This window comes from Janthinobacterium sp. C22 (assembly GCF_057919405.1).
Window position 1 is genome coordinate 2,957,184 of the sequence record NZ_CP193659.1, and the last position, 24,678, is coordinate 2,981,861.

Annotated in this window: 27 protein-coding genes and 4 tRNA genes; 18 read left to right on the top strand and 13 right to left on the bottom strand. The window is 64.2% G+C overall.

The window, feature by feature from the left end; all coding sequences use genetic code 11:
• Positions 1–35 precede the first annotated feature (35 nt).
• A complete protein-coding gene (locus ACRHIG_RS13760; RefSeq protein WP_489630481.1) occupies positions 36–581 on the top strand; it encodes a hypothetical protein in 546 nt (181 codons plus the stop codon).
• A gap of 20 nt (positions 582–601) precedes the next feature.
• Here the strand turns inward: ACRHIG_RS13760 and ACRHIG_RS13765 are convergent, their stop codons facing one another.
• Positions 602–1,000 carry a hypothetical protein gene (locus ACRHIG_RS13765; protein ID WP_489630482.1) on the bottom strand — a complete coding sequence of 133 codons (399 nt, stop codon included), beginning with the start codon at positions 998–1,000 and terminating at the stop codon, positions 602–604.
• Between the two features lie 161 nt (positions 1,001–1,161).
• Here ACRHIG_RS13765 and ACRHIG_RS13770 point away from each other — a divergent pair, with 161 nt between their 5' ends.
• The 8 genes from ACRHIG_RS13770 to ACRHIG_RS13805 all read left to right on the top strand — a co-directional run bounded on the left by ACRHIG_RS13770 (position 1,162) and on the right by ACRHIG_RS13805 (position 8,847).
• The gene (locus tag ACRHIG_RS13770) at positions 1,162–1,527 is read left to right on the top strand and encodes a hypothetical protein (RefSeq protein WP_489630483.1); all 366 of its coding nucleotides are present in this window, start codon (positions 1,162–1,164) and stop codon (positions 1,525–1,527) included.
• A 1-nt stretch (position 1,528) separates the two neighbouring features.
• Positions 1,529–2,899 (top strand): TolC family protein, encoded by a 1,371-nt coding sequence (locus tag ACRHIG_RS13775; protein WP_489630484.1) that lies wholly within the window; start codon positions 1,529–1,531, stop codon positions 2,897–2,899.
• Positions 2,900–2,901: 2 nt separating this feature from the next.
• The gene (locus ACRHIG_RS13780) at positions 2,902–4,284 is read left to right on the top strand and encodes a multicopper oxidase family protein (RefSeq protein WP_475414036.1); all 1,383 of its coding nucleotides are present in this window, start codon (positions 2,902–2,904) and stop codon (positions 4,282–4,284) included.
• Between the two features lie 239 nt (positions 4,285–4,523).
• Entirely contained in the window at positions 4,524–6,119 is a 1,596-nt protein-coding gene (locus tag ACRHIG_RS13785; RefSeq protein ID WP_489630485.1) for a methyl-accepting chemotaxis protein, read from the top strand.
• Between the two features lie 77 nt (positions 6,120–6,196).
• Positions 6,197–6,622 carry a hypothetical protein gene (locus ACRHIG_RS13790; protein WP_489630486.1) on the top strand — a complete coding sequence of 142 codons (426 nt, stop codon included), beginning with the start codon at positions 6,197–6,199 and terminating at the stop codon, positions 6,620–6,622.
• A complete protein-coding gene (locus tag ACRHIG_RS13795) occupies positions 6,526–6,957 on the top strand; it encodes a hypothetical protein (RefSeq protein ID WP_489630487.1) in 432 nt (143 codons plus the stop codon). Before ACRHIG_RS13790 ends, ACRHIG_RS13795 begins: the two co-directional genes overlap by 97 nt.
• 93 nt (positions 6,958–7,050) lie before the next feature.
• Positions 7,051–7,533: a hypothetical protein gene (locus ACRHIG_RS13800; RefSeq protein WP_489630488.1), complete on the top strand. Its 483-nt coding sequence runs from the start codon at positions 7,051–7,053 to the stop codon at positions 7,531–7,533.
• A gap of 15 nt (positions 7,534–7,548) precedes the next feature.
• Entirely contained in the window at positions 7,549–8,847 is a 1,299-nt protein-coding gene (locus ACRHIG_RS13805; RefSeq protein WP_475414031.1) for an NAD(P)/FAD-dependent oxidoreductase, read from the top strand.
• Between the two features lie 41 nt (positions 8,848–8,888).
• On the opposite strand, the gene ACRHIG_RS13810 is transcribed toward ACRHIG_RS13805, so the two are convergent.
• Together ACRHIG_RS13810 and ACRHIG_RS13815 are read right to left on the bottom strand one after the other, a co-directional pair.
• Positions 8,889–9,404, bottom strand: coding sequence for a DUF6265 family protein (locus tag ACRHIG_RS13810; RefSeq protein WP_489630489.1), 516 nt, complete (start codon positions 9,402–9,404; stop codon positions 8,889–8,891).
• A 76-nt stretch (positions 9,405–9,480) separates the two neighbouring features.
• Positions 9,481–10,194 (bottom strand): sensor histidine kinase, encoded by a 714-nt coding sequence (locus ACRHIG_RS13815; protein ID WP_475414029.1) that lies wholly within the window; start codon positions 10,192–10,194, stop codon positions 9,481–9,483.
• A 310-nt stretch (positions 10,195–10,504) separates the two neighbouring features.
• On the opposite strand from ACRHIG_RS13815, the gene ACRHIG_RS13820 reads away from it, so the two are divergent.
• Positions 10,505–10,900 (top strand): hypothetical protein, encoded by a 396-nt coding sequence (locus ACRHIG_RS13820; protein ID WP_489630490.1) that lies wholly within the window; start codon positions 10,505–10,507, stop codon positions 10,898–10,900.
• Positions 10,901–10,977: 77 nt separating this feature from the next.
• Here ACRHIG_RS13820 and ACRHIG_RS13825 read toward each other — a convergent pair whose 3' ends face one another.
• Entirely contained in the window at positions 10,978–11,961 is a 984-nt protein-coding gene (locus ACRHIG_RS13825; protein ID WP_077406388.1) for a GGDEF domain-containing response regulator, read from the bottom strand.
• A 306-nt stretch (positions 11,962–12,267) separates the two neighbouring features.
• Positions 12,268–14,775: a hybrid sensor histidine kinase/response regulator gene (locus ACRHIG_RS13830; RefSeq protein ID WP_489630491.1), complete on the bottom strand. Its 2,508-nt coding sequence runs from the start codon at positions 14,773–14,775 to the stop codon at positions 12,268–12,270.
• Between the two features lie 428 nt (positions 14,776–15,203).
• On the opposite strand from ACRHIG_RS13830, the gene ACRHIG_RS13835 reads away from it, so the two are divergent.
• The 4 genes from ACRHIG_RS13835 to ACRHIG_RS13850 all read left to right on the top strand — a co-directional run bounded on the left by ACRHIG_RS13835 (position 15,204) and on the right by ACRHIG_RS13850 (position 15,829).
• Positions 15,204–15,280 (top strand) — tRNA-Arg (locus ACRHIG_RS13835).
• Positions 15,281–15,362: 82 nt separating this feature from the next.
• A tRNA-Arg gene (locus tag ACRHIG_RS13840) sits at positions 15,363–15,439 on the top strand.
• 78 nt (positions 15,440–15,517) lie between these two features.
• Positions 15,518–15,594, top strand: a tRNA-Arg gene (locus ACRHIG_RS13845).
• 158 nt (positions 15,595–15,752) lie between these two features.
• Positions 15,753–15,829, top strand: a tRNA-Arg gene (locus ACRHIG_RS13850).
• 55 nt (positions 15,830–15,884) lie between these two features.
• Here ACRHIG_RS13850 and ACRHIG_RS13855 read toward each other — a convergent pair.
• Positions 15,885–16,757 (bottom strand): helix-turn-helix domain-containing protein, encoded by an 873-nt coding sequence (locus ACRHIG_RS13855; protein WP_489630492.1) that lies wholly within the window; start codon positions 16,755–16,757, stop codon positions 15,885–15,887.
• A gap of 115 nt (positions 16,758–16,872) precedes the next feature.
• Here ACRHIG_RS13855 and ACRHIG_RS13860 point away from each other — a divergent pair, with 115 nt between their 5' ends.
• Both ACRHIG_RS13860 and ACRHIG_RS13865 read left to right on the top strand, forming a co-directional pair.
• Positions 16,873–17,841 carry a phytanoyl-CoA dioxygenase family protein gene (locus ACRHIG_RS13860; protein WP_489630493.1) on the top strand — a complete coding sequence of 323 codons (969 nt, stop codon included), beginning with the start codon at positions 16,873–16,875 and terminating at the stop codon, positions 17,839–17,841.
• An 80-nt stretch (positions 17,842–17,921) separates the two neighbouring features.
• Entirely contained in the window at positions 17,922–19,067 is a 1,146-nt protein-coding gene (locus ACRHIG_RS13865) for an alpha-hydroxy acid oxidase (RefSeq protein ID WP_489630494.1), read from the top strand.
• Here ACRHIG_RS13865 and ACRHIG_RS13870 read toward each other — a convergent pair.
• The 7 genes from ACRHIG_RS13870 to ACRHIG_RS13900 form a co-directional block, all read right to left on the bottom strand.
• A complete protein-coding gene (locus tag ACRHIG_RS13870) occupies positions 19,064–19,576 on the bottom strand; it encodes a P-loop nucleotide/nucleoside kinase family protein (RefSeq protein ID WP_489630495.1) in 513 nt (170 codons plus the stop codon). The two genes, ACRHIG_RS13865 and ACRHIG_RS13870, sit on opposite strands and share 4 nt — an antisense overlap.
• Positions 19,577–19,785: 209 nt before the next feature.
• Positions 19,786–19,947, bottom strand: a complete 162-nt coding sequence (locus ACRHIG_RS13875) for a hypothetical protein (RefSeq protein ID WP_489630496.1) — start codon at positions 19,945–19,947, stop codon at positions 19,786–19,788.
• The gene (locus ACRHIG_RS13880) at positions 19,944–20,582 is read right to left on the bottom strand and encodes a DUF6624 domain-containing protein (RefSeq protein WP_489630497.1); all 639 of its coding nucleotides are present in this window, start codon (positions 20,580–20,582) and stop codon (positions 19,944–19,946) included. Before ACRHIG_RS13880 ends, ACRHIG_RS13875 begins: the two co-directional genes overlap by 4 nt.
• A 10-nt stretch (positions 20,583–20,592) precedes the next feature.
• The gene (locus tag ACRHIG_RS13885; RefSeq protein WP_489630498.1) at positions 20,593–21,252 is read right to left on the bottom strand and encodes a hypothetical protein; all 660 of its coding nucleotides are present in this window, start codon (positions 21,250–21,252) and stop codon (positions 20,593–20,595) included.
• 8 nt (positions 21,253–21,260) lie between these two features.
• The gene (locus ACRHIG_RS13890; protein WP_489630499.1) at positions 21,261–22,052 is read right to left on the bottom strand and encodes a CPBP family intramembrane glutamic endopeptidase; all 792 of its coding nucleotides are present in this window, start codon (positions 22,050–22,052) and stop codon (positions 21,261–21,263) included.
• Positions 22,036–22,644, bottom strand: coding sequence for a diguanylate cyclase (locus ACRHIG_RS13895; RefSeq protein WP_489630500.1), 609 nt, complete (start codon positions 22,642–22,644; stop codon positions 22,036–22,038). The genes ACRHIG_RS13890 and ACRHIG_RS13895 overlap by 17 nt, the downstream gene beginning before the upstream one ends.
• Positions 22,644–23,615 carry a cache domain-containing protein gene (locus tag ACRHIG_RS13900; protein WP_489630501.1) on the bottom strand — a complete coding sequence of 324 codons (972 nt, stop codon included), beginning with the start codon at positions 23,613–23,615 and terminating at the stop codon, positions 22,644–22,646. The genes ACRHIG_RS13895 and ACRHIG_RS13900 overlap by 1 nt, the downstream gene beginning before the upstream one ends.
• A 139-nt stretch (positions 23,616–23,754) precedes the next feature.
• Between ACRHIG_RS13900 and ACRHIG_RS13905 the strand changes: the two genes are divergently transcribed.
• The gene (locus ACRHIG_RS13905) at positions 23,755–24,318 is read left to right on the top strand and encodes a GNAT family N-acetyltransferase (RefSeq protein ID WP_489630502.1); all 564 of its coding nucleotides are present in this window, start codon (positions 23,755–23,757) and stop codon (positions 24,316–24,318) included.
• Positions 24,315–24,662: an SMI1/KNR4 family protein gene (locus ACRHIG_RS13910; RefSeq protein ID WP_475414018.1), complete on the top strand. Its 348-nt coding sequence runs from the start codon at positions 24,315–24,317 to the stop codon at positions 24,660–24,662. Before ACRHIG_RS13905 ends, ACRHIG_RS13910 begins: the two co-directional genes overlap by 4 nt.
• Positions 24,663–24,678: the final 16 nt, after the last annotated feature.

The following is a 24,678-nucleotide window of genomic DNA, read 5'->3' on the forward strand; positions in this document are numbered from 1 at the left end:
AACGGGGACAAAGTGCATGGCAACGGTGAATATTGATGACGTTTGAGCAAGAACTTGGCATCCGCTGCGAGGTCGGTGATCAGCCCCACCCGCTGGCCTTGCTCGACTGCCGCGAACTCAATTACGGCCAGCACAGCGTGCTGCCGCTGCACCCGTTCCGCCTGAGCGTTCCGGAAGCGGCGCTGGCGGGACTGCTCGACGAACCGTTCAACAGTTTCGTGCAGGATTGCCGCGAAGACGACCTGCAGTACGAGGAAAGCGACTTGCCCGAGCTCATGCAGGCCGGCTATCCCGACATCACGGCCATGCTGGCGGGCCACCGGCCGCTGCTGGCCGAAATGATTGACGACTTCATGATCGGCGACCTGATGTGGGCCATCGGGCGCGCCAGCGGCTACTGCCGGCCCCGCGCCCGTTGCTTGGGCGACGTGGAGGCGGCCGATGGCCGCGCGTATTTTACCGTCAATAAAGTGGAGAAAATCTATTTTGCCGATGGCCAGGTCATCCTGGAAGGGCAGGGCTACTACGGCACCTACATTATCTGGCTGACGCAGGGCCGGCGAGATCAAATAGGCACTTGACCTTCCTCATGTGGGAAGGTTTATAGTCCTGCCATGAACCGTGCCTTTTTCCGCTTTCTCGCCCGCTCGCTGCTCTGGCTGCTTGCCGTCACGCTGCCCTTGCAGGGCTTTGCGTCGGCCATGCGCAGCTGCTGCGTGGACGAGCGGGCGGCAGCGGTCACGGTCGCCGCCGAGGCCATGCAGGCGCCCCAGTGCCACGACATGGGCGACATGGCCGGCATGTCCCACATGCAGGACCAGCCGCTGCACATGGCCATGGACGATGGCGGCGCCGGCGCCGGCCACCCTGGCCACGATTGCAGCAACCATGGCGCCTGCACGGTGGGCGCCACGGCGCCGCCGGGCATGCCTGCCTTGCACGCCTTGACCCTGCGCGCGCCGCCCCGGCGCTGGCGCCCGATTCCCTGTTCGCCGGGCACATCCCCTCCGGCCCTGAACGTCCCCCGAGAAGCACGCGCTCCGCCTGACCGCCCGTTGAACCTGGCGGTGCCGCCGTCGCACGTCCCTGCACGTTGCTTTGGCCGCGCCAGCGTTCCAGTCGCGCGCCCGCCGCGCCATACCCTGTCATTCAAGGAATACCATGAAGCAATTATTCAGCCTCGCGCTGGCCGCCGGCGTTGCGCTTGCCTCGCTGCCGCTGGCCGCCGCCGCGCAATCGCGGCCCCCATCCGCCCCGCAAGACGCGCAAGCGCCCGTGCCGGCCCCCAACTATCGCTCCGCCTTCGCCGGCTACCGTCCCGCCGCCGAGGAGGACGCCACGCCCGACCAGACCTGGCGCGTCGTCAACGAGAAGGTCGGCAAGGCCGGCGGCCACATGGGCATGATGAAGATGGACGGCCACAAGATGGAAGGGCACAAGATGGAAGGGCACAAGATGCCGATGGAGAAGCCCGATGCCAAGCCGGCCGCCCAGCCCGCCCCGCAACACCAGCATGAAGGACATTGAGATGGCACGTTTCACAAAATCAACTTGCCTGACGCCGCTGGCCCTGGCGGCCGCCTTGCTGCTCAGCGGCTGCGCCAGCTTCAGCCCCGATGGCGGCATGCAGGCGGTGTCCGCGCTGGCCGATGCCCGCACGGGCGCCCCGGCGGCATTGACGGACAAGGGCGGCGAGGAAAAGCTGGTCTCCCTGCTGGCTCAGCCGCTGGACGCCGACAGCGCCGTGCGCATCGCCCTGATGAACAACCGTGGCATGAAGGTGGCGCTGGCCGAACTGGGCGCGTCCGAGGCGGACCTGGTGCAGGCGGGGCGCTTGCGCAATCCCGGCCTGTCCTTCGGCCGCTCGCACGGCAGCCACGGCAATGAAATCGACCGGGGTGTCAGCTTCGACCTGGCGGGACTGCTGACCATGCCGATGCGCGTGAATATCGAGCGGGGCCGTTTCGAGCAAGCCAAGCTGCAGGCGGCCAGCAGCGCCGTGCAGCTGGCCGCTGACACGCGTCGCGCCTATTTCAATGCCGTGGCCGCCGTGCAGACGGAAGCGTTCATGCAGCGCGCGCTGCTGTCGGCCGAGGCGGGCGCCGAACTGGCCACGCGCCTGCGGCAGGCGGGCAACTGGAGCCGCCTCGACCAGGCGCGCCAGCAAGTGTTTTATGCGGACGCCGTCGGCGACCTGGCCCGCGCGCGCCACCAGGCCAGCGCCACGCGCGAGCACCTGACGCGCTTGCTGGGTTTGTGGGGCAAGCAGACCAGCTTTACTTTGCCGTCGCGCCTGCCAGACTTGCCGGCCCGGGCGGCGGAGGCCGGCAATATCGAGGCGCAGGCGATGGAGCAGCGGCTCGACGTGCAAAGAGCGAAACTCGACGTCCATGCGACGGCGGACGCGCTGGGCCTGTCCAAGGTGACGGGATTCATCAACGTGCTCGACGTGGGCTACACCAACAAGAGCAGCAGCGAGGCGCCGCGCGAAAACGGCTATGAGGTATCGCTGGAACTGCCCCTGTTCGACTGGGGCGCGGCGCGCAACGCCAAGGCGCAAGCCTTGTACGAGCAGTCGCTGCAGCGCACGGCGGGCACGGCGGTACGGGCCCGCTCGGAGGTGCGCGAGGCGTATTCGAGCTACCGCACGGCCTACGATCTGGCGCGCCACTACCGCGATGAGGTTGTGCCGCTGCGCAAGACGATCTCGCATGAAGTATTGCTGCGTTACAACGGCATGCTGGCCAGCGTCTTCGAGCTGCTGGCCGACGCGCGCGAGCAGGTTGCCAGCGTGAACAGCGCCATCGAGACCCAGCGCGATTTCTGGATCGCCCAAACTGAATTGCAATCGGCCATCAATGGCAGCGGCCCAGGTGTGGCAACTGCGGCAAAGGAATAATGATGATTACACGTAGAAACTTTTTCATGAATGCGGGCGCCGTCGCCCTGAGTGCGGCAGCGGTCAGCCGCGTGGGTGCGGCGTCCCTGCCGGAAGCCGTCAGCATGGCCGGCGCGGACACCAAGGCGCCGCCACCTCCGCCGAACGGACGCCCGTACAACCCCGTCGTCACCCTGAATGGCTGGTCCTTGCCCTGGCGCATGAACAACAACGTCAAGGAATTCCACCTGGTGGCCGAACCCGTCGTGCGCGAACTGGCGCCCGGCATGCAAGCGAACCTGTGGGGCTACAACGGCCAGTCGCCCGGTCCCACCATCGAAGTGGTGGAGGGCGACCGGGTGCGCATCTTTGTCACCAACAAGTTGCCGGAACACACGAGCGTGCACTGGCATGGCCAACGCTTGCCGAACGGCATGGATGGCGTCACGGGCCTGACCCAGCCGGGCATTCCTCCCGGCAAGACTTTCGTCTACGAATTCGTCGCCAAGCGGCCCGGCACCTTTATGTACCACCCGCATGCGGACGAAATGACGCAGATGGCCATGGGCATGATGGGTTTCTGGGTCACGCACCCGAAAGACCCGAATGTCATGAAGGTGGACCGCGATTTCGTCTTCTTGCTCAGCAACTACGACATCGATCCCGGCAGCTACACGCCGAAGATCATGACCATGACGGATTTTAATTTGTTCACCTTCAACAGCCGCGTCTTCCCCGGCATCGACCCCATGGTCGTGCGCCAGGGCGACAAGGTGCGCGTGCGCGTGGGCAATCTGACCATGACCAACCACCCGATCCACATGCATGGCCATGAATTCGAGGTGACGGGCACGGATGGCGGCTGGACACGCCCCGAATCGCGCTGGCCCGAAGTGACGACCGATATCGCCGTGGGCCAGATGCGTGCCGTGGAATTCACGGCCACGGACCTGGGCGACTGGGCTTTCCACTGCCACAAGTCGCACCACACGATGAATGCCATGGGGCATGACGTGCCCACCATGATCGGCGTCGACCACCAGGGCGTGGCGGCGAAGGTCAACCAGCTCGTGCCCGGCTACATGGTGATGGGCGAGCGTGGCATGGCCGACATGGGCGAGATGCAGATGCCGATTCCCGACAATACCTTGCCCATGATGGCCGGCGACGGCCCCTTCGGCGCCATCGGCATGGGCGGCATGTTTACCACGGTGAAGGTGCGCAAGGACCAGAAACCCGGCGATTACCGCGACCCGGGCTGGTACAAGCACCCGGCAGGCAGCGTGGCGTACGAGTGGGCGGGCGCCTTGCCGGAACCCGTGCGCGGCCAGGGCGCGGGCAAGCCGCCGGCCAAGGGCGGCGTGGAGATGACGGTGCGCAAGCCAGCGGCGCACGGCGGGCATTGATGCCCGGCAGGCGCGGATAGACCCGACGGCTTGCCTAGCATGGCAAGCCGTCTTGCATGTTGCTATAAATCAAGGAATTGTTGTTTAGTGACAATCCGAGGATTTTTTCAGCGATTTTTCTTTATATTCAAGTCGGTACGCTCCAGTTGCATCGAGTGTCGGCCAGTCTATGGGGGAAATCATGTTGAACCGGATGAGGGTGGGAACGCGCTTGCTGGCGGCTTTTTTGCGTTGCGCTGATGGGGGCCATCGTGGCCGGCATCGGCATCTTCAACATGGGCAAGATCGATACCATGGCGGGGCAGATGTACAACCATGAACTGCTGGGGCTGTCGTACATCAAGGAAGCCAACATCGCCCTGATCAAGGTGGGCCGCGCGCGCAGTAATTTCTTGCTGGCCACCACCGCCGAAGAGCGCGCCACGCGCCAGGCCGACATCGCCAAATTCCTCGAGTTGAATAAAAGCTACCTGGCCAAGGCCCAGCCGCTGTTCGTCACGCCGGCCGCCAAGGAACTGTTTGCCCGCTTCACCGCTGTCGAAGCCGAGTACATTGCCACCATGCAGCAGGCGCTGGCCCTGGCGGCGGCCGAGCCGCTGGCCCAGCGCAGCGCGCAACTGGTCGAACTGCTCAACAAGACGCGCCAGCATGCCGATGAACTCGACGGTATGCTGGATAAACTTTCGCTGCAGAAGGAAGAGCGCGCCAAGGCGGCTTCCGAGCAGGCATCGGGCGTGTACCAGGCCAGCCGCAGCTTCATGATCGCGCTGGTGTTGGGCAGCATGGCGGCCGGCCTGGCGCTGGGGGCGCTGATCACGCGCGGACTGACGCGCCAGCTCGGCGGCGAGCCGGCGTACGCCGTCAGGATCGCCGGCGCCATCGCCGAGGGCGACCTCACCATCGATATCCGCACGGCCAGCCATGACAGCACCAGCCTGCTGTTCGCCATGAAAGCCATGCGCGACAAGCTGGTGGGCATCGTCAGTCAGGTGCGCTCGGGCACGGACACCATCAATACGGCCTCCAGCGAAATCGCCCAGGGCAACCTCGACCTGTCGTCGCGCACGGAAGAGCAGGCCAGTTCGCTGGAAGAAACGGCGTCCTCGATGGAACAGCTGACGTCGGCCGTGCGGCAGAACGCGGACAACGCGCGCCAGGCCAATGCGCTGGCCGGCGCCGCGTCCGACGTGGCCGGCAAGGGCGGCGCCGTCGTGGGGCAGGTGGTGCAGACCATGGAATCGATCAACGCGTCGTCGCGCAAGATCGTCGACATCATCAGCGTCATCGACGGCATCGCCTTCCAGACGAATATCCTGGCCTTGAACGCGGCCGTGGAAGCGGCCCGGGCGGGCGAGGAAGGGCGGGGATTTGCCGTCGTGGCATCCGAAGTGCGCAGCCTGGCCCAGCGTTCGGCCAGTGCCGCCAAGGAAATCAAGACCCTGATCGGCGACTCCGTCGAACAGGTCGAAATCGGCTCCAAACTCGTGCATGACGCGGGCAGGACGATGGATGAAGTGGTCGCCAGCGTGCGCCAGGTGGCCGACATCATGCAGGAAATCACGGCCGCCAGCGCGGAGCAAAGCGCCGGCATCGAGCAAGTCAACCAGGCCGTGCTGCAAATGGACCAGGTGACGCAGCAGAATGCGGCCCTGGTGGAAGAGGCGGCGGCGGCCGCCGAATCGCTGCAAGACCAGGCGCAGACCCTGACGGAACTCGTGGGCGTATTCCGCCTGCATGCCCAGGCCGAACGCATCGCCGTGCCGGCATCGAGCAACGTCACGCCGCTGCGCCGGCCAGTGCCGCCCGCCCGGCAGGACGTGCGGCGCCTGGCCTGACAGCGGCTGGCTCGGGCGCAATCGGTGCGGCGGTGGTAGGCTGTCGCTATTGCGCGTTTGCCACTTCCGGGTCTTTCATGCCGTCTCCCCGCTTGCTTTGCTTATCTCTGCTGTCCCTGGCGCCTGTGGCGCAGGCGCAGCAGGGCGATCCCGTCCTGCCTTACCGGCCTTCCGTCGCCAGCCCCGCCCAGCTGCCCGTGCCGGGCCAGCTGGAATTCGAGGCGGGCGGCCTGCTGTCGAAAACGGACGACACGCGCCGCGCCAGCCTGCCGTACACCTTCAAGCTGGCGTTCACGCCCGCATGGGGCGTGTTGCTCGAAGGCGAGGGCTTCGTGCGCGCGCGCGACGGCACGGGCCGGCGCGACACTGGCGTGGGCGACACCACGGTGGTGCTCAAGCGCGCCTTTTGCTCGACGGCGCCACGGCGCTGGGCCTGGAACTGGGCTGGAAGTTGCCCACGGCCAAGGATAGCATCGGCAGCGGCAAGAGCGATCTCTCACTGAACGGCATTCTCAGCCGCGACCTGGGCGCCGTGCACGTGGACGCCAATCTGAACGCCACGCGCCTGGGCGCATCCGGCCCTGACACGGGCAGGGTGCAAACGGGCTGGGCGGCCTCCTTTTCCACGCCCGTCAGCGAGCGCTGGGGCGCCACGGCGGAAGTGTCTGGCACGCGCCTGCGCGGGGCACCGGCCACGGCGCAATTGTTGCTGGCCGCCACCTACAGTCCCACGCCACGGCTGGCCATCGATTTCGGCATGGCGCGCGGCTTGACGGCGGCGTCGCCGGACTGGTCGCTGTTCAGCGGCTTGGTCGTGCCTTTGGGCAAGCTGTGGTGAGTTTGCCACGACGTACCTTATGTGTCCTTGCGAACAAACAGTTGGTCGCACAAGGTCTACAATTGGGACATAACTGATAAAAGGAGTGTCCTCATGAAAACCCTCATTCTCGCCGCCGTCCTGCTGTCGGCAGCTACCGCCGCCGTCGCCCAGGTCGGCGTCTCCGTCACCGTCGGCCAGCCGGGCTTTTACGGACGCCTCGACATAGGCGACTATCCCGCGCCGCAATTGATCTATGCCCAGCCCGTCATCGTGCAGCGCCCGCAATACTATTCGGCCCGGCCCATCTATTTGCGCGTGCCGCCCGGCCATGCGAAAAACTGGTCCAAGCACTGCCGCAAGTATAATGCCTGTAACCAAGAGGTATATTTCGTCCAAGATAGTTGGTATAACAACCAGTATGTGCCCCGTTACCGCCAGCAACATGGCGATCATGGCCGTCCCGATTACGGCGACCGCGGCCGTCATGATGACAAGCATGACAAGCACTATGACAAGCATGACAACAAGCCGGGCAAAGGCCATGGCAACGGCAACGGCAACGGCCGTGGTAACGGTAACGGGCACAGGGATTAACACGCAGGAGGATTTTTGCACAGTAAAATCGTAATCGTAGGAGGAGGTGCAGGCGGCCTGGAGCTGGCCTGCAAACTCAGCCGCAAGCTCGGCCCCGGCCAGGTGACCCTGGTCGATAGCCGCCTGTACCATATCTGGAAGCCGTCGCTGCATGAAGTGGCGGCCGGCACCCTGGATATTCACCAGGAGGGCCTGTCGTACCAGATGCTGGCGCATGACAATGGTTTTACCTATGTCTATGGCCCCCTGACCGCGCTCGATGCCGCTTCGAACAGCCTGACGGTGGGCGCCATCGCCACCGACAAGGATGAACAGCTCTTGCCGCAGCGCCAGGTCAGCTACGACCAGCTGGTGCTGGCCGTGGGCAGCACCTCGAATTACTTCGGCGTGCCCGGCGCCAAGGAAAACACGATTTCCCTGAACGCCACGGAAGACGCGGAACGTTTCCGTCTGACCCTGTTGAAGCTGCTGGCCATGGCCGAGCAGCGCCAGGGCGACGCGGGCCATCCCGGTGTCGACATCGTCATCATCGGCGGCGGCGCCACGGGCGTGGAACTGGCGGCCGAATTGCGCGAAGCGAGCGGCGTGTATGCCGCCTATGGCTTTCAGAATCTCAACGCCATCAAGGATGTGCGCATCACCCTGCTGGAAGGGGCGCCGCGCATCCTGGCGCCGCTGCCCGAGCGCGTCTCCATCGCCGCCTCGAAACTGCTGCACCAGCACGGCATCACCGTGGTGACCGATACGCGCGTGACGTCCATCGACCCCGACAAGGTGACGGTGGCCAGCGGCACCAGCTATGCGGCCGACATCTGCGTGTGGGCCGCCGGCATCCGTGCGCCGGAATTCCTGGCTACCCTGGGCTTGCCGACCAACCGCGCCGGCCAGCTGGAAGTGACGGGCATGCTCAACGTGCAGGGCCATGCGAATATCTTCGCGCTGGGCGACTGCGCCGCCTGCATGGGGCCCGACGGCAAGCTGGTGCCGCCGCGCGCCCAGGCGGCCCACCAGCAAGCCGATTACCTGCTGAAAACGTTCCTGCTGCAGGCGAAGGGCAAGCCGCCGCAAACCAAGCCGTACGAATACCTCGATTACGGTTCGCTCGTCTCGTTTGGCCGCACCACCTCGGTGGGCACCCTGATGGGTTCGCTGAAGGGGCTGAGCTGGTTCGTGGAAGGCTTTATCGCGCGCATGATGTATGTCAGCCTGCACCTGATGCACCACAACGCGGTGCTGGGCAGCGTGCGCACGGCCGTCATGGCCATGGGCCGCTTCCTGATCAAGCGCAGCACGCCGCAGGTCAAGTTGCATTAACTTGGTTGGTATCAGAGCAAAAAGGGGCCGAAAGGCCCCTTTTATTTGCCGCGCGCGACGGGCGCCGCTTCGCAGCGGCCCCGTGTCATGGGGAAGTCTATCGTGGTGAGCTTGCCCTTCAAGGTGCCGGTGATGCTGGCATGCAAGATGCGCTCGCTGTCGTGGCGGTAGATGATGCGGCTCGGGAAGTCATTGTCGAGGTTGGCGAAGATGAATTCATTCGGCTTGTCCTGGCGCAGCAGGTTGAAGATCACGGGCGGCTGGCCCGACGGCTGCACGATGTAGGCCAGCTGGCCCGGGTCGGTGAGGCGGATCTGCACGAATTCAAAGGCCGTCGTCTTGCCGCCCTTGACGGTGCGGCTGGTGCCGAGGATGGTGCCGCCGGCGGCCGTGCTCCATTGTTCTCCAGAGCCGGGCTCGGCGCCGTCGACGTTCCAGCAGCCGGCCAGCCATGCCAGCTTGTCCACGGTTTCCGGCGGCGGCACGGTCTTGTCGGCGGCCTGGGCGGCGCCCATGGCCAGCAGCGCTGCCAGCACGGTGGGGATCAGTCGTTGCATGCGGTCTCCTGTCGTTGTGTCGTTCAGCGGATCAGGGCGCCCGGCGGTGTTCCGGCCCGATGCGGCCTGGCAAGGATTATTCTTTCGGGCTAATGCGCGGCAAGACGGCGGTCAGGGCCGTGCCGCCCTGGGGATTGCTCGCCAGGCTCAGGCTGCCACCGAGGTAATGCACGCGCTCGCGCACGGAGCGCAGGCCGTGCTTGCTCATTTCGACGGTGCCGCTGGCCGGCAAGCCGCTGCCGTTATCCTTGACGGTCATCATCAGCGCCTCGTCATTGTCGTCGATGATGATGTCCACCTGCGTGGCATGGGCGTGCGCGGCGATGTTGCCGAGCGCCTCTTCCAGTGTGCGCAGCAGGGCCACGCCCACGTTGCGCGGGCAAATCAATTCATCTTCGGGCAGGCTGCAGCGCACGGTGATCTTGTGCTGTTCCGCAAATTGCGCGGCCAGCTCGCCCAGCGCCACATTGACACCGAGAAACTCCAGCTTGTCGTTCCACAGCTTCATCTGCATTTGCCGGTTGGTCTCGATCACGTTCAGCAGCAATTGCTTCATGGTCGCGGCGCGGTCGAGCAAGGCCGCTTCCTGCGGCATTTTTTGCGTCAGCAGCGACAGGTGCATGGTCAGCGCCGTCAGCGACGAGCCGAGGCTGTCGTGCAGCTGGCGCGACAGGGCGCGCCGTTCATTGTCCCAGCTGGTGTTGACGTGACCCAGCAACTCGCTGAGATCGGCGGCGCGTTCCGCATCGGCCTGGGCCGCTTCCTTGTTCGGATCTGTTTGTGCGGACATAGCGCCCCGTGAATGGTGAAAGGTGGACCAAATTCAAGTTGTGGATCATACATGAGGATTTCATCGCGGGGCGCATGGATGGAAAATTTCTGTCTTTTCGGCAATTTTAATCTCCTCCCATCACTTTTATATCATAGGCAATATTATTCTTGGTGCCAAGGGGCATCGTTCCCGCCGTTACGTACGGCTGCGCACATACCGGGGCGCCGCGCGCTGCCATAGTGGGGCTGTGCATTTTCTCCATGCAGCATAGCCGCCCCGCGGCGCAGGGCGCAGCACAGGCCCGTTTACCGAAACGAAAGGACATGCCATGAATATCGAAACCATCGTCGACAAGGAATACCTCGACAAAAGCTTCCGCGACATCGTCAACGCCCCCATCAGCGCCTTGCGCGGCGTCAGCGCGAAGGATGCCAAGGCCTTGCAGCAAGCGTTTGGCGTGACCACCGTGCGCGAGTTGTCCAACCTCAATTTCGTCAAGTGGGCCAGCGCGCTGGCCATCCTGGCCGATGAAGAGGGCATGAGCGGCGAAGAGCGGGCCAAGGAAGAGTTGCTGGACGACGCCGTGGAAATGACCTTCCCCGCCAGCGACCCGATCTCCGTCGATGCCGGCATCACGCGCATCGAAGTGCCGCCGGAAACCGTCGATGCGCAAACGGACCACCAGCACGCGGGCCAGCATAAAGTGACGGCTGGCAAGAAATAAAGCATCCTGGCCATGAAAAAACCGGCAAGCCATCATCGTGGCTTGCCGGTTTTTTATGTTCCGCGCGGAAAGTAGGCTCAGGCGATCGAGGGGATGCTGCTTTTCTGCATGTTCACCTGCGCGGCGATCACCTCGTGGGGCGTGCAGCAAAAGCGGTTCTTGCCGGCGCGCTTGGCTTCGTACAGGGCCGTGTCGGCCGCGCCCAGCAGCGATTCGACGGTGCTGGCGTCGTCCGGATAGATGGCGATGCCGATGCTGGTCGACAGGCGCAGGGTCAGGTCGTTGATGAAATACGGCTCGGAAATGACTTCGATCAGCTTGGCGGCCGGTTCGCGCGCATCGCCCTTGCCGGCCAGGTTGCCCAGCACGATGACGAATTCGTCGCCACCGATGCGCGCCACCGTGTCTTCCTTGCGCGAGGCCCCCACCAGGCGGGCCGCCACCATTTTCAGGATTTCATCGCCATAGCCGTGGCCGTAGCTGTCGTTGATGGCCTTGAAGCCGTCCAGGTCCAGGTACAGGATGGCGGACTTGCCGCGGCTGCGGGCCGATTGCTGCAGGGTATGCTCGATGCGGTCTTCCAGCAGGCGCCGGTTCGGCAAGCCCGTCAGCGGATCGTGCAGCGCCAGTTCCTGCTGCTGCTTGCTGTATTGCGCCAGTTCCTTGTACAGCAGGCGCACTTCCAGCATGTTGTGGATGCGCTTGTGCACTTCCATCAGGTCGAAGGGTTTGCTGATGAAGTCGCGCGCCCCGGCTTCCAGGGCGGCGATCTTGAAACTGGGCTGTGCCGTCAGGGCCAGCACGGGCAGGTAGCCGCCATGCTCGATTTCCTTCAAGCCTTTCATGACCTGGAAACCATTCAGTTCCGGCATCTGCAGATCCAGCAAGATCAGGTCGTAGCAATGCTCCCGGTGCAGGGGGCAGACCTGGGCCGGACGCATGGTGGCCGTGACATTGGTGTAGCCGGCATCGCGCAGGATCTCCAGCATCAGGTCGACATTGTCGGGTGAATCGTCGACGACCAAAATTTTGGCTTTCAAAATCTCATCTTGGCTGGGCATGTAAGGTCTCGGTTATACGGTCTATGCAACGCTGGCTTCCACCGCAGATGCTGGGCTGACGGCGGTGGGAAAGATAGTAGCGCCTTGCAACAAGATAGGGCGCACAACAGCGCTTGAGCTCGCTTTTCACGTTCTCGCCGGCCAGGGCCGCCGTCTCCAGCCTGCCGTGCAGGTGTGCTTCTGCATTTCAGTGTAGCAAACTTCGGCTTAGTTGCTTGTAGGACAGTGCCGCGTCTGAAAGTAGGAAGGCTAACCCATGAAAATAGTCATTTTGTATTGCACTATGTATTTCTTTGCATCATCTTTTTAGGGCGGTGTTGTGTCGTCCTGTTCAGGGGGCAGGGCGCTCGCGCGCGGCGCGGCCAGTTGCGCCACGGCCGCCAGCAGTTCGGCCGGGTCGAGCGGTTTCGAGACCCAGGCCTGGAAGCCGCTGGCCAGCGCCCGCTGGCGGTCCTGCGGTTGCGCGAACGCCGTCAGGGCCAGCGCCGGCAGGCGGGCCGCGTCGGGGGAAGCGTGCGCGCGGATGTGCGCCAGCAAGTCGAAACCGTCGGCGTCGGGCATGCCGATGTCGCTGACCAGCACGTGCGGGCGCACCTGGTCCAGCAGTTGCAGCGCTTGCGCCACGCTGCCGGCGTCATGCACTTCGGCGTGGCTGTCGCGCAGGATGCGCGCCGTCAGTTCGCGCGCATCGGCTTCGTCATCGACCAGCAGCACCGTGACGCCGCGCAAGTCATGGCTGGCGGACGGGGCGCCGGCCTCCAGGCGCGCCGGCGCGGCCCGCGTCCCCAGGGGCAGGCGCACGGTAAAGCTGGCGCCCTGCATGTCGCCGGCGCTGCTGACCGCGACCGTGCCGCCATGCTGCTCCACCAGGTGCTTGACGATGGCCAGCCCCAGGCCCAGGCCGCCATGCCGGCGCGTGGTGGAGGCGTCGGCCTGGCGGAAGCGGTCGAATACGTGCGGCAGGAAATCCTTCTTGATGCCGACGCCGTTGTCGCTCACCGTGATGGCCAGGCGGGTAGCTTCGCGGCGCACGCCGATCTCGACCCGTCCCCCTTGCGGCGTGAATTTCAAGGCATTCGACAGCAGGTTCCAGATCACTTGCTGGATACGGCTGGGGTCGCCCGTGATCCTGCCCGCATCGCTGGCGATGCTGCTGTGGATGGCGATGTGCTTGGCGTCGGCTGCCGGGCGCAGGGTTTCGATGGCCGAGGCGATGATGCTGGCGGGCACGATGGTTTGCAGGTCCAGCAGCACCTTGCCGGAGGTGATGCGGCTCATGTCGAGCAAGTCTTCGATCAGTTGCGCCTGCGCGCGCGCATTGCGTTCGATGCTTTGCAGGCCGCGGTGCAGGTCGGCCTGGTCGCGCGTGCCGCGCCGCAGCACCTGGGCCCAGCCGAGGATGGCCGACAGCGGCGTGCGCAGTTCGTGCGACAGGGTGGCGAGAAAATCGTCTTTCAGCTGGTTCGTGCGCTCGGCCTCGGCGCGCGCCTCGCGTTCGCTGTCGAGCAGCACCTTGCGCTCTTCGGCGGCGCGCGTGGCGGCCGCGTACAGGCGCGTATTGTCGAGCGCGACGGCGGCCTGGGCCGCGATGGCCGAGACGATGCGTTCGCTGCGCGCGCTGAACATGCCCGCCTGCGGATGGCCCAGCAGCAAGCGCCCCAGCAGCAGGCCCGAGCGCGAACTGACGGGCAGGCTCAGGCAGCTGCGCAGCGGCGGCGCGCCACCGTCGCTGGCGTCGGGTGCGGCCAGCAAGTCGTTCTGGCGCATGGCCGCTCCCTGGCGCAGTTCCGTGGCAATGGCGTCGGCCTGGCGCAGGCTGACGTTGTTGACGGCGCGCGCCGCGGGCAGGGCGTCGGGATCGTCGTGGACATCGCCCGCATCGTCGTAATACAAGGCGCCGAAGCGCGCGCCGCTGATGCGCGTGGCCGCGTCGACGGTTTCCTGCAGCAGGGCCGGCAAGTCGAGGGTGCCGGCCAGGGCCGCGCCCGTATTGTTGAGCAACTCGAGCACGCGCGTCTCGTCGCGCAAGGCTTCCTGCGCCCGCTTGACCTGGTCGACGTCGGTGCTCGTGCCAAACCAGCGCAGCAGCTGGCCGCCCCGGTCGCGCACGGGATTGGCGCGCGTCAGGAACCAGCGGTACTGGCCGTCGGCGCCACGGATGGGAAATTCCATTTCGAAGGGCCTGCCATCGCGCAAGGCGGCCTTCCAGGCTTGCAGCATGGAAGGCAAATGCTGCGCGTCATAGGCGATGCTCCAGCCGTCGCCCGCCATCTGCTCGGCGCTGGTGCCCGTGTAGTCGTGCCAGCGCTGGTTGTACCACGCAATGGTGCCGTCGAAGCTGGCGATCCAGGCCAGTTGCGGGATGGAATTGGCCAGCGCGCGCAAGTCTTCCTCGCTCTGGCGCAGGCTGTCCTCGGCCGCCTTGCGCTGGCTGATGTCCTGGATATACGTGGTCAAGCCGTCGCTGGACGGGAAGATGCGCACTTCCAGCCAGCGCCCCAGCGGCGGATACAGCAGTTCGAAACTGCAGCTGTGCTGCTGCGCCATGGCGCGCCGGTACTGCGTTTCCAGTTCCGTGCCCGGCAGGTCGGGGCAGGCTTGCCACAGGTTCTTGCCCGCCAGGCTGGCGCCAGGCGCGTGTTGCGGCGCCAGCATGTCGGCGCCGCGCGTATTGAGGTAGCGGATGGTCCAGTCGCGGTCGAGCAGGCAGAAGCCGTCGGTAATGCCTTCCAGCAAGTTGGCCAGGCGCTCGTCGGAGAGGCTCAGCGGCGCTGATGGGGGAAGCAGATATTGCTCGCGGTCATGCTTGGCCATCGGAAATCCTGCAACAGTGAGTCTGCCGCACGGGCTCTTGCCCCGCCGGGCCGCCGCCGCTAAGCTCAGTTAATTGGGTCATGATGGTAAATGCCCGCGGTCATGAATTAGGGGAGGCACAAGCGCCCCTGTCTGGCTGGTATTGTAGCCCCAAGCGGCGCGGCGCCACCGCACGCTTGCGCGCCGCCTGCAGATAGCACTGGACAGGCTGGAAAGCAGTCCCTATAATCCCGCTTCTTTCGAGACAGCAACTTCTCGATTCGCTGGGCGCCGCTGCGAAAGCAGAAGTGTCCACCGATAAAAAGGCGTGAGCTTTTTGGCAGTGAAAAGGTAGTCGGTCATGTGGGGCGGTATTCTGCAAAATCAGCTAAGCGATTGAAAAATCGAACTTTTCAAAGCGAAATGAATACGCTATAATGTTTGCCTGCGCGGCTGTAGCTCAGCTGGATAGAGTACTTGGCTACGAACCAAGGGGTCGTGGGTTCAATTCCTGCCAGCCGCACCAGAATACTGAAAATCAGACTTTGCCTGGTTTTGTTGTAACAAGTTTCACCTCCATGTTGTTAGTGGAATGTTGTAGAAGTTTTGCGGCTGTAGCTCAGCTGGATAGAGTACTTGGCTACGAACCAAGGGGTCGTGGGTTCAATTCCTGCCAGCCGCACCAGTATTACCAAAATGGAGTTCGCTTCGTTTTGATGAGAGTTTCAAGCTTCGCGCCGTTGGGCGGAGTGTGTCAGAGTTTGCGGCTGTAGCTCAGCTGGATAGAGTACTTGGCTACGAACCAAGGGGTCGTGGGTTCAATTCCTGCCAGCCGCACCAGTATAAGCAGTAGAGAAAAGCCCGGAGAGTCCGCTCTCCGGGCTTTTTTCGTCATGGCGGCGCGCGGACAGCGTGCATGCTGGCGGCCTGGGCAATTGTGAAATATCCGCACTGCGCCCTTTGCCATTCTGCAAAGCCCTGCTATAATCTTGGCTTAGGCGGCTGTAGCTCAGCTGGATAGAGTACTTGGCTACGAACCAAGGGGTCGTGGGTTCAATTCCTGCCAGCCGCACCAGAATATCGGGGGTCAGATTGTAAAATCTGATCCCCTTTTTCGTTTCCGAACGGATTTACGATAGGCCTTTGGCGCCGCGCCTGTACTGCAGGCGAAACGCGCGCGGCGTGACGTGCTTGGCGGCGCGGAACTGGCGGTTGAAATGCGCGAGGTTGCGGTAGCCCGCCTCTTGCGCGATGACGGCGATGGCCAGCTCGCTTTCGATCAGCTGTTGGCAGGCGCGGCCGATGCGCAGCCGCGCCAGGTACTCGCCCGGCGTGCAATGCGCGTGGCGCCTGAAACAGCGGTGAAAGGCGCCCAGCGACAGGGCCGCCCGCTGCGCCAGGGTTTCCAGCGCGATTTCTTCCCGGAAATGTGCGTGCATGAAATCGAACACGCCGGCCATGCGCTTTTGCTGGCCATCGGGCAGCGGCGCCTGCGCCGTCGAGGCCAGCGGCCGCGCGCCCGTATCGCCCGCCAGGTCCAGCAGCACGTCGAGCAGCAGCGGCAAGCGCTGCGGCACGGGCAGGGCGTTCAGCCGCAGCAGTTGACCGGCGCAGCGCGCGCTCGTCCGCGGCGAAAAATGCAGGGCAGGGCCGGCGCGGGCCGCCAGCTGCCGCAAGCTGTGCAACTCCGGAAAGCAGGCCGCCAGCTGTTCCAGCCACTCCAATGAAAACCACACGACGACGGCCAGCATCGGCTGGCTGCTGTCGATGCGCTCGCTGGCCGACCACGTGTGCGGCAAATTCGGTCCCAGCAGCACCAGGTCGCCCGGTTCGAAGTCGCCCAGGTGGTCGCCGATGTAGCGCTGTCCCCGCGCATTCACCGTCAGGGTCAGCTCGAACTGCGGGTGGTAGTGCCAGATGAAGGGAATGGCATCGAGTTCGCGCCACAGCAAGCCCCAGGAATGGCCCGCCGGAATCGTGACTTGTTCGAATAAAGGCGTCATTGTGACGTTTTCATGGAGTGGATAGTCAGGATAGTATCAGTATTGGCCGCTTGGCGCGCATTTCAACTGGCCGCGTCATCGCACAATCTGTCTCACACCCACACAGGAGACAGCGATGCAGAACCCATACCAATACGGCGAAGACCGTCCCGGCAACCCGTCCGTGGCCTACACGGAACAGCCCCAGTTGCGCGACATACAAAAACAGCTGCCCCTGCGCGTGCTGTCCGACAGCGATTTCCTGCACTGGCAAACCTACGGTTATGTCATCGTCAAGGATGCCGTGTCGCCCGAGCAGGTACGGCGCACGACAGATTTCCTGTGGGAATTCCAAGGACTCGACCAGCACGATCCCGCCACCTGGAACCGGGACCAGCTGCGCGACCACGCGATGAAGGAACTCAACGGTTCCGGCATGGTCGAGGCCTATCACAACCAGACCCTGTGGGATAACCGCCAGACTCCGCGCGTCTACGACGCCTTCGTCGACATCTGGGACCGCCAGGATCTATGGGTGACCATCGACCGCGCCAACCTGAACACGCCGAACAACGGCAAGCGCAAGTTTGGCGGCTTCATCCACTGGGATGCGGATACCACGCTCGACCCGCTGCCCGTCAACGTGCAGGGCGTGCTGGCCCTGTCCGACACCTCGCCCGAGAGCGGCGGTTTCCAGTGCTATCCGGAATTGTTCAATAACTTATTGAGCTGGCGCAAGACGGTGCCGCAAGACCGCAATCCATGGCAGCCGGACTTGGCGACGGTGCCGTACCCGATGGAATTTATCGCCATGAAGAAGGGGGAATTGCTGATCTTCAACAGCCTGCTGGCGCACGGCATCCGCCCGAACACGTCGACGGACCAGGTGCGCCTGGCGCAATACATTTCCTTTACGCCCGCCCAGCAAGACAACCAGGCCTTGCGCGACTGGCGGGTGCAAAGCTGGCGCGAGCGCAGCGCGCCGCAGGGCTACGCGTTTCCCGGCGACCCCGAGGAAAAGGAAAAGCTGCGCTACCCGCAGGCGCGCCTGACCGCGCTGGGCGAGCAGATCCTCGGCGCGCGCGACTGGCAAGCCACGCCTTAGGCGCTGGTCTTGCCCGGCGGATAGACAAGCGCGGCCAAATGCACGATCATGGCCTGACTAGCCATCGACCGAGGAAACGCATGAGTATCATCACCTGCATCGAAGACTTGCGCGTGCTGGCCCAGAAACGGGTGCCGCGCATGTTTTACGACTACGCCGATTCCGGCTCCTGGACGGAATCGACGTACCGCGCCAACAACAGCGATTTCGCCAAGATCAAGTTCCGCCAGCGCGTGGCCGTCAATCTGGAAAACCGCAGCCTGGCCTCGACCATGGTGGGGCAGGCCGTCTCGATGCCGGTGGCCCTGTCGCCCACGGGCTTGACGGGCATGCAGCATGCGGATGGCGAAATCCTCGCGGCGCAGGCAGCCGAGCGCTTCGGCGTGCCGTTCACCCTGTCGACCATGAGCATCTGCTCGATCGAGGACGTGGCGGCGAACACGAGCAAACCGTTCTGGTTCCAGCTGTACGTGATGAAAGACCGCGAATTCATCAACCGCCTGATCGACCGCGCCAAGGCGGCCAAGTGCGGTGCGCTCGTGCTGACCCTGGATTTGCAGGTGCTGGGTCAGCGCCACAAGGACTTGCGCAACGGCCTGTCGGCGCCGCCCAAGCTCACCATTCCGAACATCCTCAACATGGCCACCAAGCCGCGCTGGGTGGCGGGCATGCTGGGTACGAAACGCCGCGGTTTCGGCAACATCGTCGGCCACGCCACGTCCGTGTCCGACATGTCGTCGCTGTCGGCCTGGACGCAGCAGCAGTTCGACCTGAGCCTGTCGTGGGCGGACGTGGAATGGATCAAGCAGCGCTGGGGCGGCAAACTCATCATCAAGGGCATCATGGACCCGGAAGACGCGCGCCTGGCAGTGGAAAGCGGCGCCGACGCGCTGATCGTCTCGAACCACGGCGGGCGCCAGCTGGACGGCGCGCAATCGTCGATCGAAGCCTTGCCCGCCATCGTCGACGCCGTCGGCAGCCAGATCGAAGTGCATATGGATGGCGGCATCCGCTCGGGCCAGGACGTGATCAAGGCCGTGGCCCTGGGCGCGAAAGGCGTGTACATCGGCCGCCCATTCTTATATGGCCTGGGCGCCATGGGCGGCCCGGGCGTCACCAAATGCCTGGACATCATCCGCAACGAACTCGATCTGACGATGGCCTTTTGCGGCTTGCGCGATTTGCAACAGGTGGACAAGAAAATCCTGCTGCCGGGGACGTTTTAGGCGGCAATCCGCACGATATCAAAGCCTTCCGACGCTTGCGGCGGCACGAAGTGGCGCGTGATGACGTCAAAATCAGCGTCGCTGGTGGAAAACGGGTGCAAGCCGCTGGCATTGCGCTGGCGCAAGCGCGCCTTGCATTCCTCATCCGTCACGTCGAGGTAGTGCAGCACGTGCGGCACGCCCGCCTGCTGGAACAGTGCGCGCATCCAGGCCCGGCTGGCGGGCGTATTCGCGGGGAAATCGAGCACGACGGACACGCCCGCCCGCAGCATCTGCAGGGCCAGAGGCGCGATGGCCGCGCGCAGCCGCGCCGTGCACGCCGCGTAGTCGGCCAGGCTGGCGATCTGGTCCGGATACAGCTGCGCCAGCAAGCTGTCTTCGCTGATGCGCACGGTATGCGGCGCTTGCGCAAGCTGGCTGGTCAGGGTGGATTTGCCCGAGGCAATCTTGCCGCACACGAGGTGCAGGGTGGGCGTGGTGGGAACGGTAGTGCCGGAAGTGGTGTGCATGGTCGCTCGCTGAAAGTGAAAAATAAAGCCTGCGAGACGTCTTGATTGTTTGTTGCAGATCAAAGCCGCCTTGCAGGCGGCTTGGGCAATCTTATTCCTGCCCAGCCACCATGTTTGAAATGGCGGCAATAATCGATGGCAGGGGTGGGAATGGCGATTGCATGGAGCAACAATGCCATGCGATGGATGGCGCTGTCAATGCTTGGTCTTTACTCGAACAATTGCCGGTACTGCGCATAGGGTTCCATGCCCATGCTGGCGCGGCGCTGCTCCAGGCGCTGCGGATCGTCGATGGGGAAGGCGGCGCTCTTGCCGTCGCTGCCAGTCTGGAACTGGCTGCCGTACAGCTGCGGCAGATTGTCATTGCTCAAGTCGCGGTCGATCGCCAGTGCCAGCTTCGAGGGCGTGATCTCCCCCGTGCCGCTGCTGCGCGCATCAGGACCAGGCTGCTTTTGAGGAAGGCATTTGATCCATGCTGGGCGATCAGCCAGGCGCTGCCCGCCGCCTTGTAGCCGACCATCGTTTGCGTGGGCCAGCCCTTGCTGGCGATGATGTGGCGCAGCCTCGCTTCGTTCTTCGCATCCGTCTCGCGCATGCGCTGCCGTGCCTGCATATCGGACCCGGTCGCCGGCCAATCCGTGCGCGCGGCCACATCTTCCTTTTCCATGGCCAGCAACTCCTGCGCCAGCGCCGCTTCTGGCACGGTCGCCGGATACAGCAGGAAGTCCAGCGCGCCCGACGTGGCCGCGCTGAAGATGAGCTTGGGTTCCGCTTCCCAGCCGGGCGATTGCAGCAGTAGTGCCAGTGTGGCGCCTTCCGGTACCTCAATGCGGTAGCGGCCATTTTCGACCGTGCCATGTATCTGCGGCTCGCCGTGCATGCGCTCGGCAACGATGCTGATGGCTTGCGGCAGCGGCGCGCCGTTGCTGCGGATGGTGCCGCTCAGTTCGAAGGCGCCCGCATGGACGCTCCAGCACAGCAGGATGGCGAAGGTCAGGCGTGGCATGGGAGTCCGTTCATGCATGGTGGATGTCGAGTTTGCTCCACACATCTTGGAACGCGGCGTCATCGAGCGGCTGCGCATGCGGGGCGTCCTGCCGGAACAGGCCGCCGATCAGCATGTCCTGGATGGCCCCCGTGAAGCCGCCATACGACGAGGCGCGGCCCCACTGGCGGCGCGTATGGGCGAAGACGACGGCACCTTGCTGCGTGGCCAGTTGCGCCAGCGCTTGTCGCAAGGTGGCGGCCGCTTCCGGGCCCATGTCCGTGGCGATGGCGCACACCAGGCGCTGGCCGAATTGCAGGGACTTGCCGGCCCGTCCCAGCAGCGATTCATTGGCCAGGGCGAGGAATACATCGGGCGCCTGGTCTTCCTTTTCGCAGACGGTCCAGGTGGGCGCCCACGCTTCCAGGCTCATGAAGCGCGCTGCCGTCGTCGCTGGCGTGTGGGTCCACTTCGCGTGCGATTTGGCGTCCCAGCCCAGGCGGCCAAAGGGAATCGACTTGCCCTTGGGATTGTACTGATGGCTGCGCACGCCGGCCTTGCCCCGCGCCTGCGCCACGAGGCCGTCGAGGCTGGCGGCAAACGGCGTCCATTGCGCCGCATCCCATAGCGGTATGGCATCGGGCGCGGCCAGCAGCAGGAATACCTCGTAATCACGTGAAAAAAACGCCATGTCTGTTCCTATACTTGCAGTTGAGAGATGCCAGCCCGCTGGCTGGGGCGCAGCAGGTAGATGCCGTACAGGCACAAGGGCAGCACGGCCAGCAGGGCGATATATGGCAGGATCGATGCGCCATCCTCGGCCGGGTGCGGCAAGGTGGCCGTCACCAGCGCGTAATCCCACAGTCCATGCACGAGCACCATCGGCCATATCGAGCGGGTGCGCAGGCGGATGGCGGCATAGCCGACGCCCTGCAGGGTGGCGGCGACGGCTTGCCACAGGGCGCCGCTGACGTCGCCCGAGGCCAGGCCGTTGGCCGTATGGGCCAGGCCGAACAGCGCCGAGGACATCAGGACGGCGGGCCAGACGGCGTAGCGGTCCAGCATGCCTTGCAGCAAGATGGCGCGGAACATCAGCTCTTCCGAGACGGCCACCAGCGCCGCATTGCAGGCGACGATCAGCAGCACGCGCGGCTGCGGCCAGCCGCCGGCCCAGGCCAGCAACAGCATCAACAGCGCATACAACAGGGGCGGCGAGGCGAGCCACACTGTTTTCCAGGGCTGCGGTGCGCACAGGCCCGCTTCGCGGGGCCGGCTGGATGCCAGCAGCAGCGCCAGCGCAAACAGTGCGGCCAGCGCCCACGACAGGCCGATACGGCCGGTGACGGCGGCGCCCGGCAAGGCGTAGCCGGCCGATTCCAGCCAGCGGCCGCCCATGCTCAAGCCCAGCCAGACGGCCAGTGCGCCGAGGGCCAGCGGCATGGTGATGTGAATTTTTTCATCGGAAATGTATGTGTCATGTTGCTGGCGCATGGATGGTGACGCGGTTGCGGCCGCTGTTTTTCGACTGGTACAGCAAGGCATCGGCCTGGCGTATCAGCTCGCTGCTGTCCGCGCGCCGCTCCTGGTCGGGCTGGAGCGTGGCCGCGCCCAGGCTGACGGTCACGACACCGTTCGCGCTGGCCGCGTGGGGGACTTGCAGCGCTTCGACGGCCGCGCGGATGGCTTCGGCCACTTCCAGCGCGCCCGCAGCGCTGGCGCCGGGCATGATCACGGCAAACTCTTCGCCGCCATAGCGCGCCGCCAGGTCCTCGGCCCGGCCCACGCTGCGCGCCACGGCGCTGGCAACGGCCTGCAGGCAAGCATCGCCGGCCACATGACCGTACTGGTCGTTAAATTTTTTAAAGAAATCCACGTCCAGCATGATCAGCGACACCGGATGCCCGCTGCGCTGGGCGCGATTGAGTTCATGCGCCAGCGTTTCATCGAAACAGCGGCGGTTAGCCAGCCCCGTCAAGCCGTCTTGCGACGCCCGCGCCGCCAGGTCCGCATTGGCGCGCTGCAACTGCGTGCTGGCCAGGCGCAGGCTGGCCTCGATACGGTCGCGTATGGCAATTTGCCGCATCAGCTTGCGGAACAGGTACAGCAGCAGCGCCCCGCCGCCAGCGAGGCCAGCACGATTTGCATGCTCAACCATTGCCATTCGGCAAAAATGTCGTCCTTCGACAAGCCCGCCGCCACGATGACGGGAAAGCGCTGCAGATGGCGATAGCTGTACAGCCGTTCGATTTCGTCCACTTTCGCCGTCATCATCGCCGTGCCGACGGGCCCTTGGTTGCGGTAGGCCTGCAAGATGGCGCCCGAGGAAATATCCATGCCGATCACCTCGGGCTGGAATGGCCGCCGGTAGATCAGGGTGCCGTCATCGAGGGCAAAGAAGGCCGTGCCCGTATTGCCCAGGTTGAGCGTGGCGTAGATGCGTTCGAAGGAGTTCAGCCCCAGGGTGACGAGCACCACGCCGGCAAACGTGCCATCCTTTGCTTCGACCCGGCGCGAGACGGGCAATACCCATTGTCCGCTTGATTTGCTGCGCACGGGCGCACTGATATGGCTGCCCAGCTGCGCATGCGTCTGGTGGTAGATAAAGTATTTGCGGTCGGCATTGTTGCCGTCCTGCCTGGTGCCGGAGGAGGCCAGCAGCTCTCCCTGTCCGTCGAAGATGAAGACGCCGGCAATTTCCACGATATTTTTCGACAACTGTTGCAGATGCGACTGCAGCCGTTCGCCGGTATGGTCATTATTGCCTTCGTTCCTGACGTGTTCTGCAATATCTTCCAGCATCACATCGGCGATTTCCAGTTCCATGTACGCTTGCGTGGCCAGGGTGCGCGCCATGTTTTCCGTCGTCGTCCGCGCTTCGCGCAAGCGCACTTCGCGCGAAGACCAGACGATCCACACCGTCATGCCGAGCAAGATGGCGCACATGCAGAAAAAGGCGATGCTGGCCCAGGCGGTCACCGGCCGCTTGTGCCGGCCCAGGACCTCGGGCTGCGCCGCGAGGGCGTCGGTGTCGGGGATATTCTTTACTGCGTGCATAAGCGGATTATGAAGTTGCATCAATGATATGATAAAACATTGCCATACTACATTAAAAAGCAAGCTTGCAAAGTTGCCACATCACTATAGTTGCATGGAATAATAGGCATCGTCCGTTTGAACCTTCGATTGGAGTTGCATGGCTTACACGAAAATCCTCACCACCGAACGCCTGATCCTGCGCAAGCCGCAGCCATCCGATGAGGCGGCCCTGTTCGCCATGCATGCCGATCCCGAAGTGATGCGCTATTTCAGCGAACCGCCCTGGGATGACGCCGGCCGCGCCGCGCGCCAGATCGCCGAGGATAGTGCCGCCTTCGAGAATGAAGAATTCTTCCGCTTCGCCATCGAACTGCAGGCGACGGGCGAATATGTGGGCAGCTGCACGCTGTTTTCCGTGCACCGCCAGAACCGCCGCGCCGAGATCGGCTATGCGCTCGCGCGTCCGCACTGGGGCCGTGGCTATATGCACGAAGCGCTGTCCGCGCTGATCGAGTACGCCTTCGTCGAGCGCGACCTGAACCGCCTGGAAGCCGATATCGACCCGCTCAACGCCGGCTCGGCCAGCGCCCTCGAACGCCAGGGTTTTAATAAGGAAGGCTTTTTGCCGGAGCGCTGGATCGTGGGCGGCCACGTCAGCGATTCGGCACTGTACGGCTTGCTGCGGCGCGAGTGGGAAGCGCGGCGCAAGGAAGCCGCGTGAGCGGGCAAGCGATCGACGCGCTGGAACGCTGGCTGGGCCACGCCTTGCCGGCGTACTACAAGGGCTTTCTGCAGCACTGGCAAGAGGGCATGCGGGGCGAGCAGGTATTGCTGTACGGCGCAGAAAGTTTGATGGAGCGCAACGAAACATATGACACGCAGCAATCCTGCCCCGGCTACCTCACCATCGGCGACGACAGCGGCGGGCGCGCCGTCATGCTGGCGCTTGATGGCGCCGAGCGCGCCGTGTATCTGGTGGGCCATGGCTCGATGCAGCGCGAGGATTTCGAGCGGGTCGCCGATGATTTCGCCGCCTGGCTGGCCGCCGATTGCCCCGTCGATTGATTATTCCATGAGCAAA

What these genes read in the sequence shown, in the direction of transcription:
- ACRHIG_RS13760 (WP_489630481.1), top strand. Translation starts at nt 36, where the DNA reads ATGACGTTTGAGCAAGAACTTGGCATCCGCTGCGAGGTCGGTGATCAG.
- ACRHIG_RS13770 (WP_489630483.1), top strand. Translation starts at nt 1,162, where the DNA reads ATGAAGCAATTATTCAGCCTCGCGCTGGCCGCCGGCGTTGCGCTTGCC.
- ACRHIG_RS13775 (WP_489630484.1), top strand. Translation starts at nt 1,529, where the DNA reads ATGGCACGTTTCACAAAATCAACTTGCCTGACGCCGCTGGCCCTGGCG.
- ACRHIG_RS13780 (WP_475414036.1), top strand. Translation starts at nt 2,902, where the DNA reads ATGATTACACGTAGAAACTTTTTCATGAATGCGGGCGCCGTCGCCCTG.
- ACRHIG_RS13785 (WP_489630485.1), top strand. Translation starts at nt 4,524, where the DNA reads ATGGGGGCCATCGTGGCCGGCATCGGCATCTTCAACATGGGCAAGATC.
- ACRHIG_RS13790 (WP_489630486.1), top strand. Translation starts at nt 6,197, where the DNA reads ATGCCGTCTCCCCGCTTGCTTTGCTTATCTCTGCTGTCCCTGGCGCCT.
- ACRHIG_RS13800 (WP_489630488.1), top strand. Translation starts at nt 7,051, where the DNA reads ATGAAAACCCTCATTCTCGCCGCCGTCCTGCTGTCGGCAGCTACCGCC.
- ACRHIG_RS13810 (WP_489630489.1), bottom strand. Translation starts at nt 9,404, where the DNA reads ATGCAACGACTGATCCCCACCGTGCTGGCAGCGCTGCTGGCCATGGGC.
- ACRHIG_RS13815 (WP_475414029.1), bottom strand. Translation starts at nt 10,194, where the DNA reads ATGTCCGCACAAACAGATCCGAACAAGGAAGCGGCCCAGGCCGATGCG.
- ACRHIG_RS13820 (WP_489630490.1), top strand. Translation starts at nt 10,505, where the DNA reads ATGAATATCGAAACCATCGTCGACAAGGAATACCTCGACAAAAGCTTC.
- ACRHIG_RS13825 (WP_077406388.1), bottom strand. Translation starts at nt 11,961, where the DNA reads ATGCCCAGCCAAGATGAGATTTTGAAAGCCAAAATTTTGGTCGTCGAC.
- ACRHIG_RS13830 (WP_489630491.1), bottom strand. Translation starts at nt 14,775, where the DNA reads ATGGCCAAGCATGACCGCGAGCAATATCTGCTTCCCCCATCAGCGCCG.
- ACRHIG_RS13855 (WP_489630492.1), bottom strand. Translation starts at nt 16,757, where the DNA reads ATGACGCCTTTATTCGAACAAGTCACGATTCCGGCGGGCCATTCCTGG.
- ACRHIG_RS13860 (WP_489630493.1), top strand. Translation starts at nt 16,873, where the DNA reads ATGCAGAACCCATACCAATACGGCGAAGACCGTCCCGGCAACCCGTCC.
- ACRHIG_RS13865 (WP_489630494.1), top strand. Translation starts at nt 17,922, where the DNA reads ATGAGTATCATCACCTGCATCGAAGACTTGCGCGTGCTGGCCCAGAAA.
- ACRHIG_RS13870 (WP_489630495.1), bottom strand. Translation starts at nt 19,576, where the DNA reads ATGCACACCACTTCCGGCACTACCGTTCCCACCACGCCCACCCTGCAC.
- ACRHIG_RS13880 (WP_489630497.1), bottom strand. Translation starts at nt 20,582, where the DNA reads ATGCCACGCCTGACCTTCGCCATCCTGCTGTGCTGGAGCGTCCATGCG.
- ACRHIG_RS13885 (WP_489630498.1), bottom strand. Translation starts at nt 21,252, where the DNA reads ATGGCGTTTTTTTCACGTGATTACGAGGTATTCCTGCTGCTGGCCGCG.
- ACRHIG_RS13890 (WP_489630499.1), bottom strand. Translation starts at nt 22,052, where the DNA reads ATGCGCCAGCAACATGACACATACATTTCCGATGAAAAAATTCACATC.
- ACRHIG_RS13895 (WP_489630500.1), bottom strand. Translation starts at nt 22,644, where the DNA reads ATGCGGCAAATTGCCATACGCGACCGTATCGAGGCCAGCCTGCGCCTG.
- ACRHIG_RS13900 (WP_489630501.1), bottom strand. Translation starts at nt 23,615, where the DNA reads ATGCACGCAGTAAAGAATATCCCCGACACCGACGCCCTCGCGGCGCAG.
- ACRHIG_RS13905 (WP_489630502.1), top strand. Translation starts at nt 23,755, where the DNA reads ATGGCTTACACGAAAATCCTCACCACCGAACGCCTGATCCTGCGCAAG.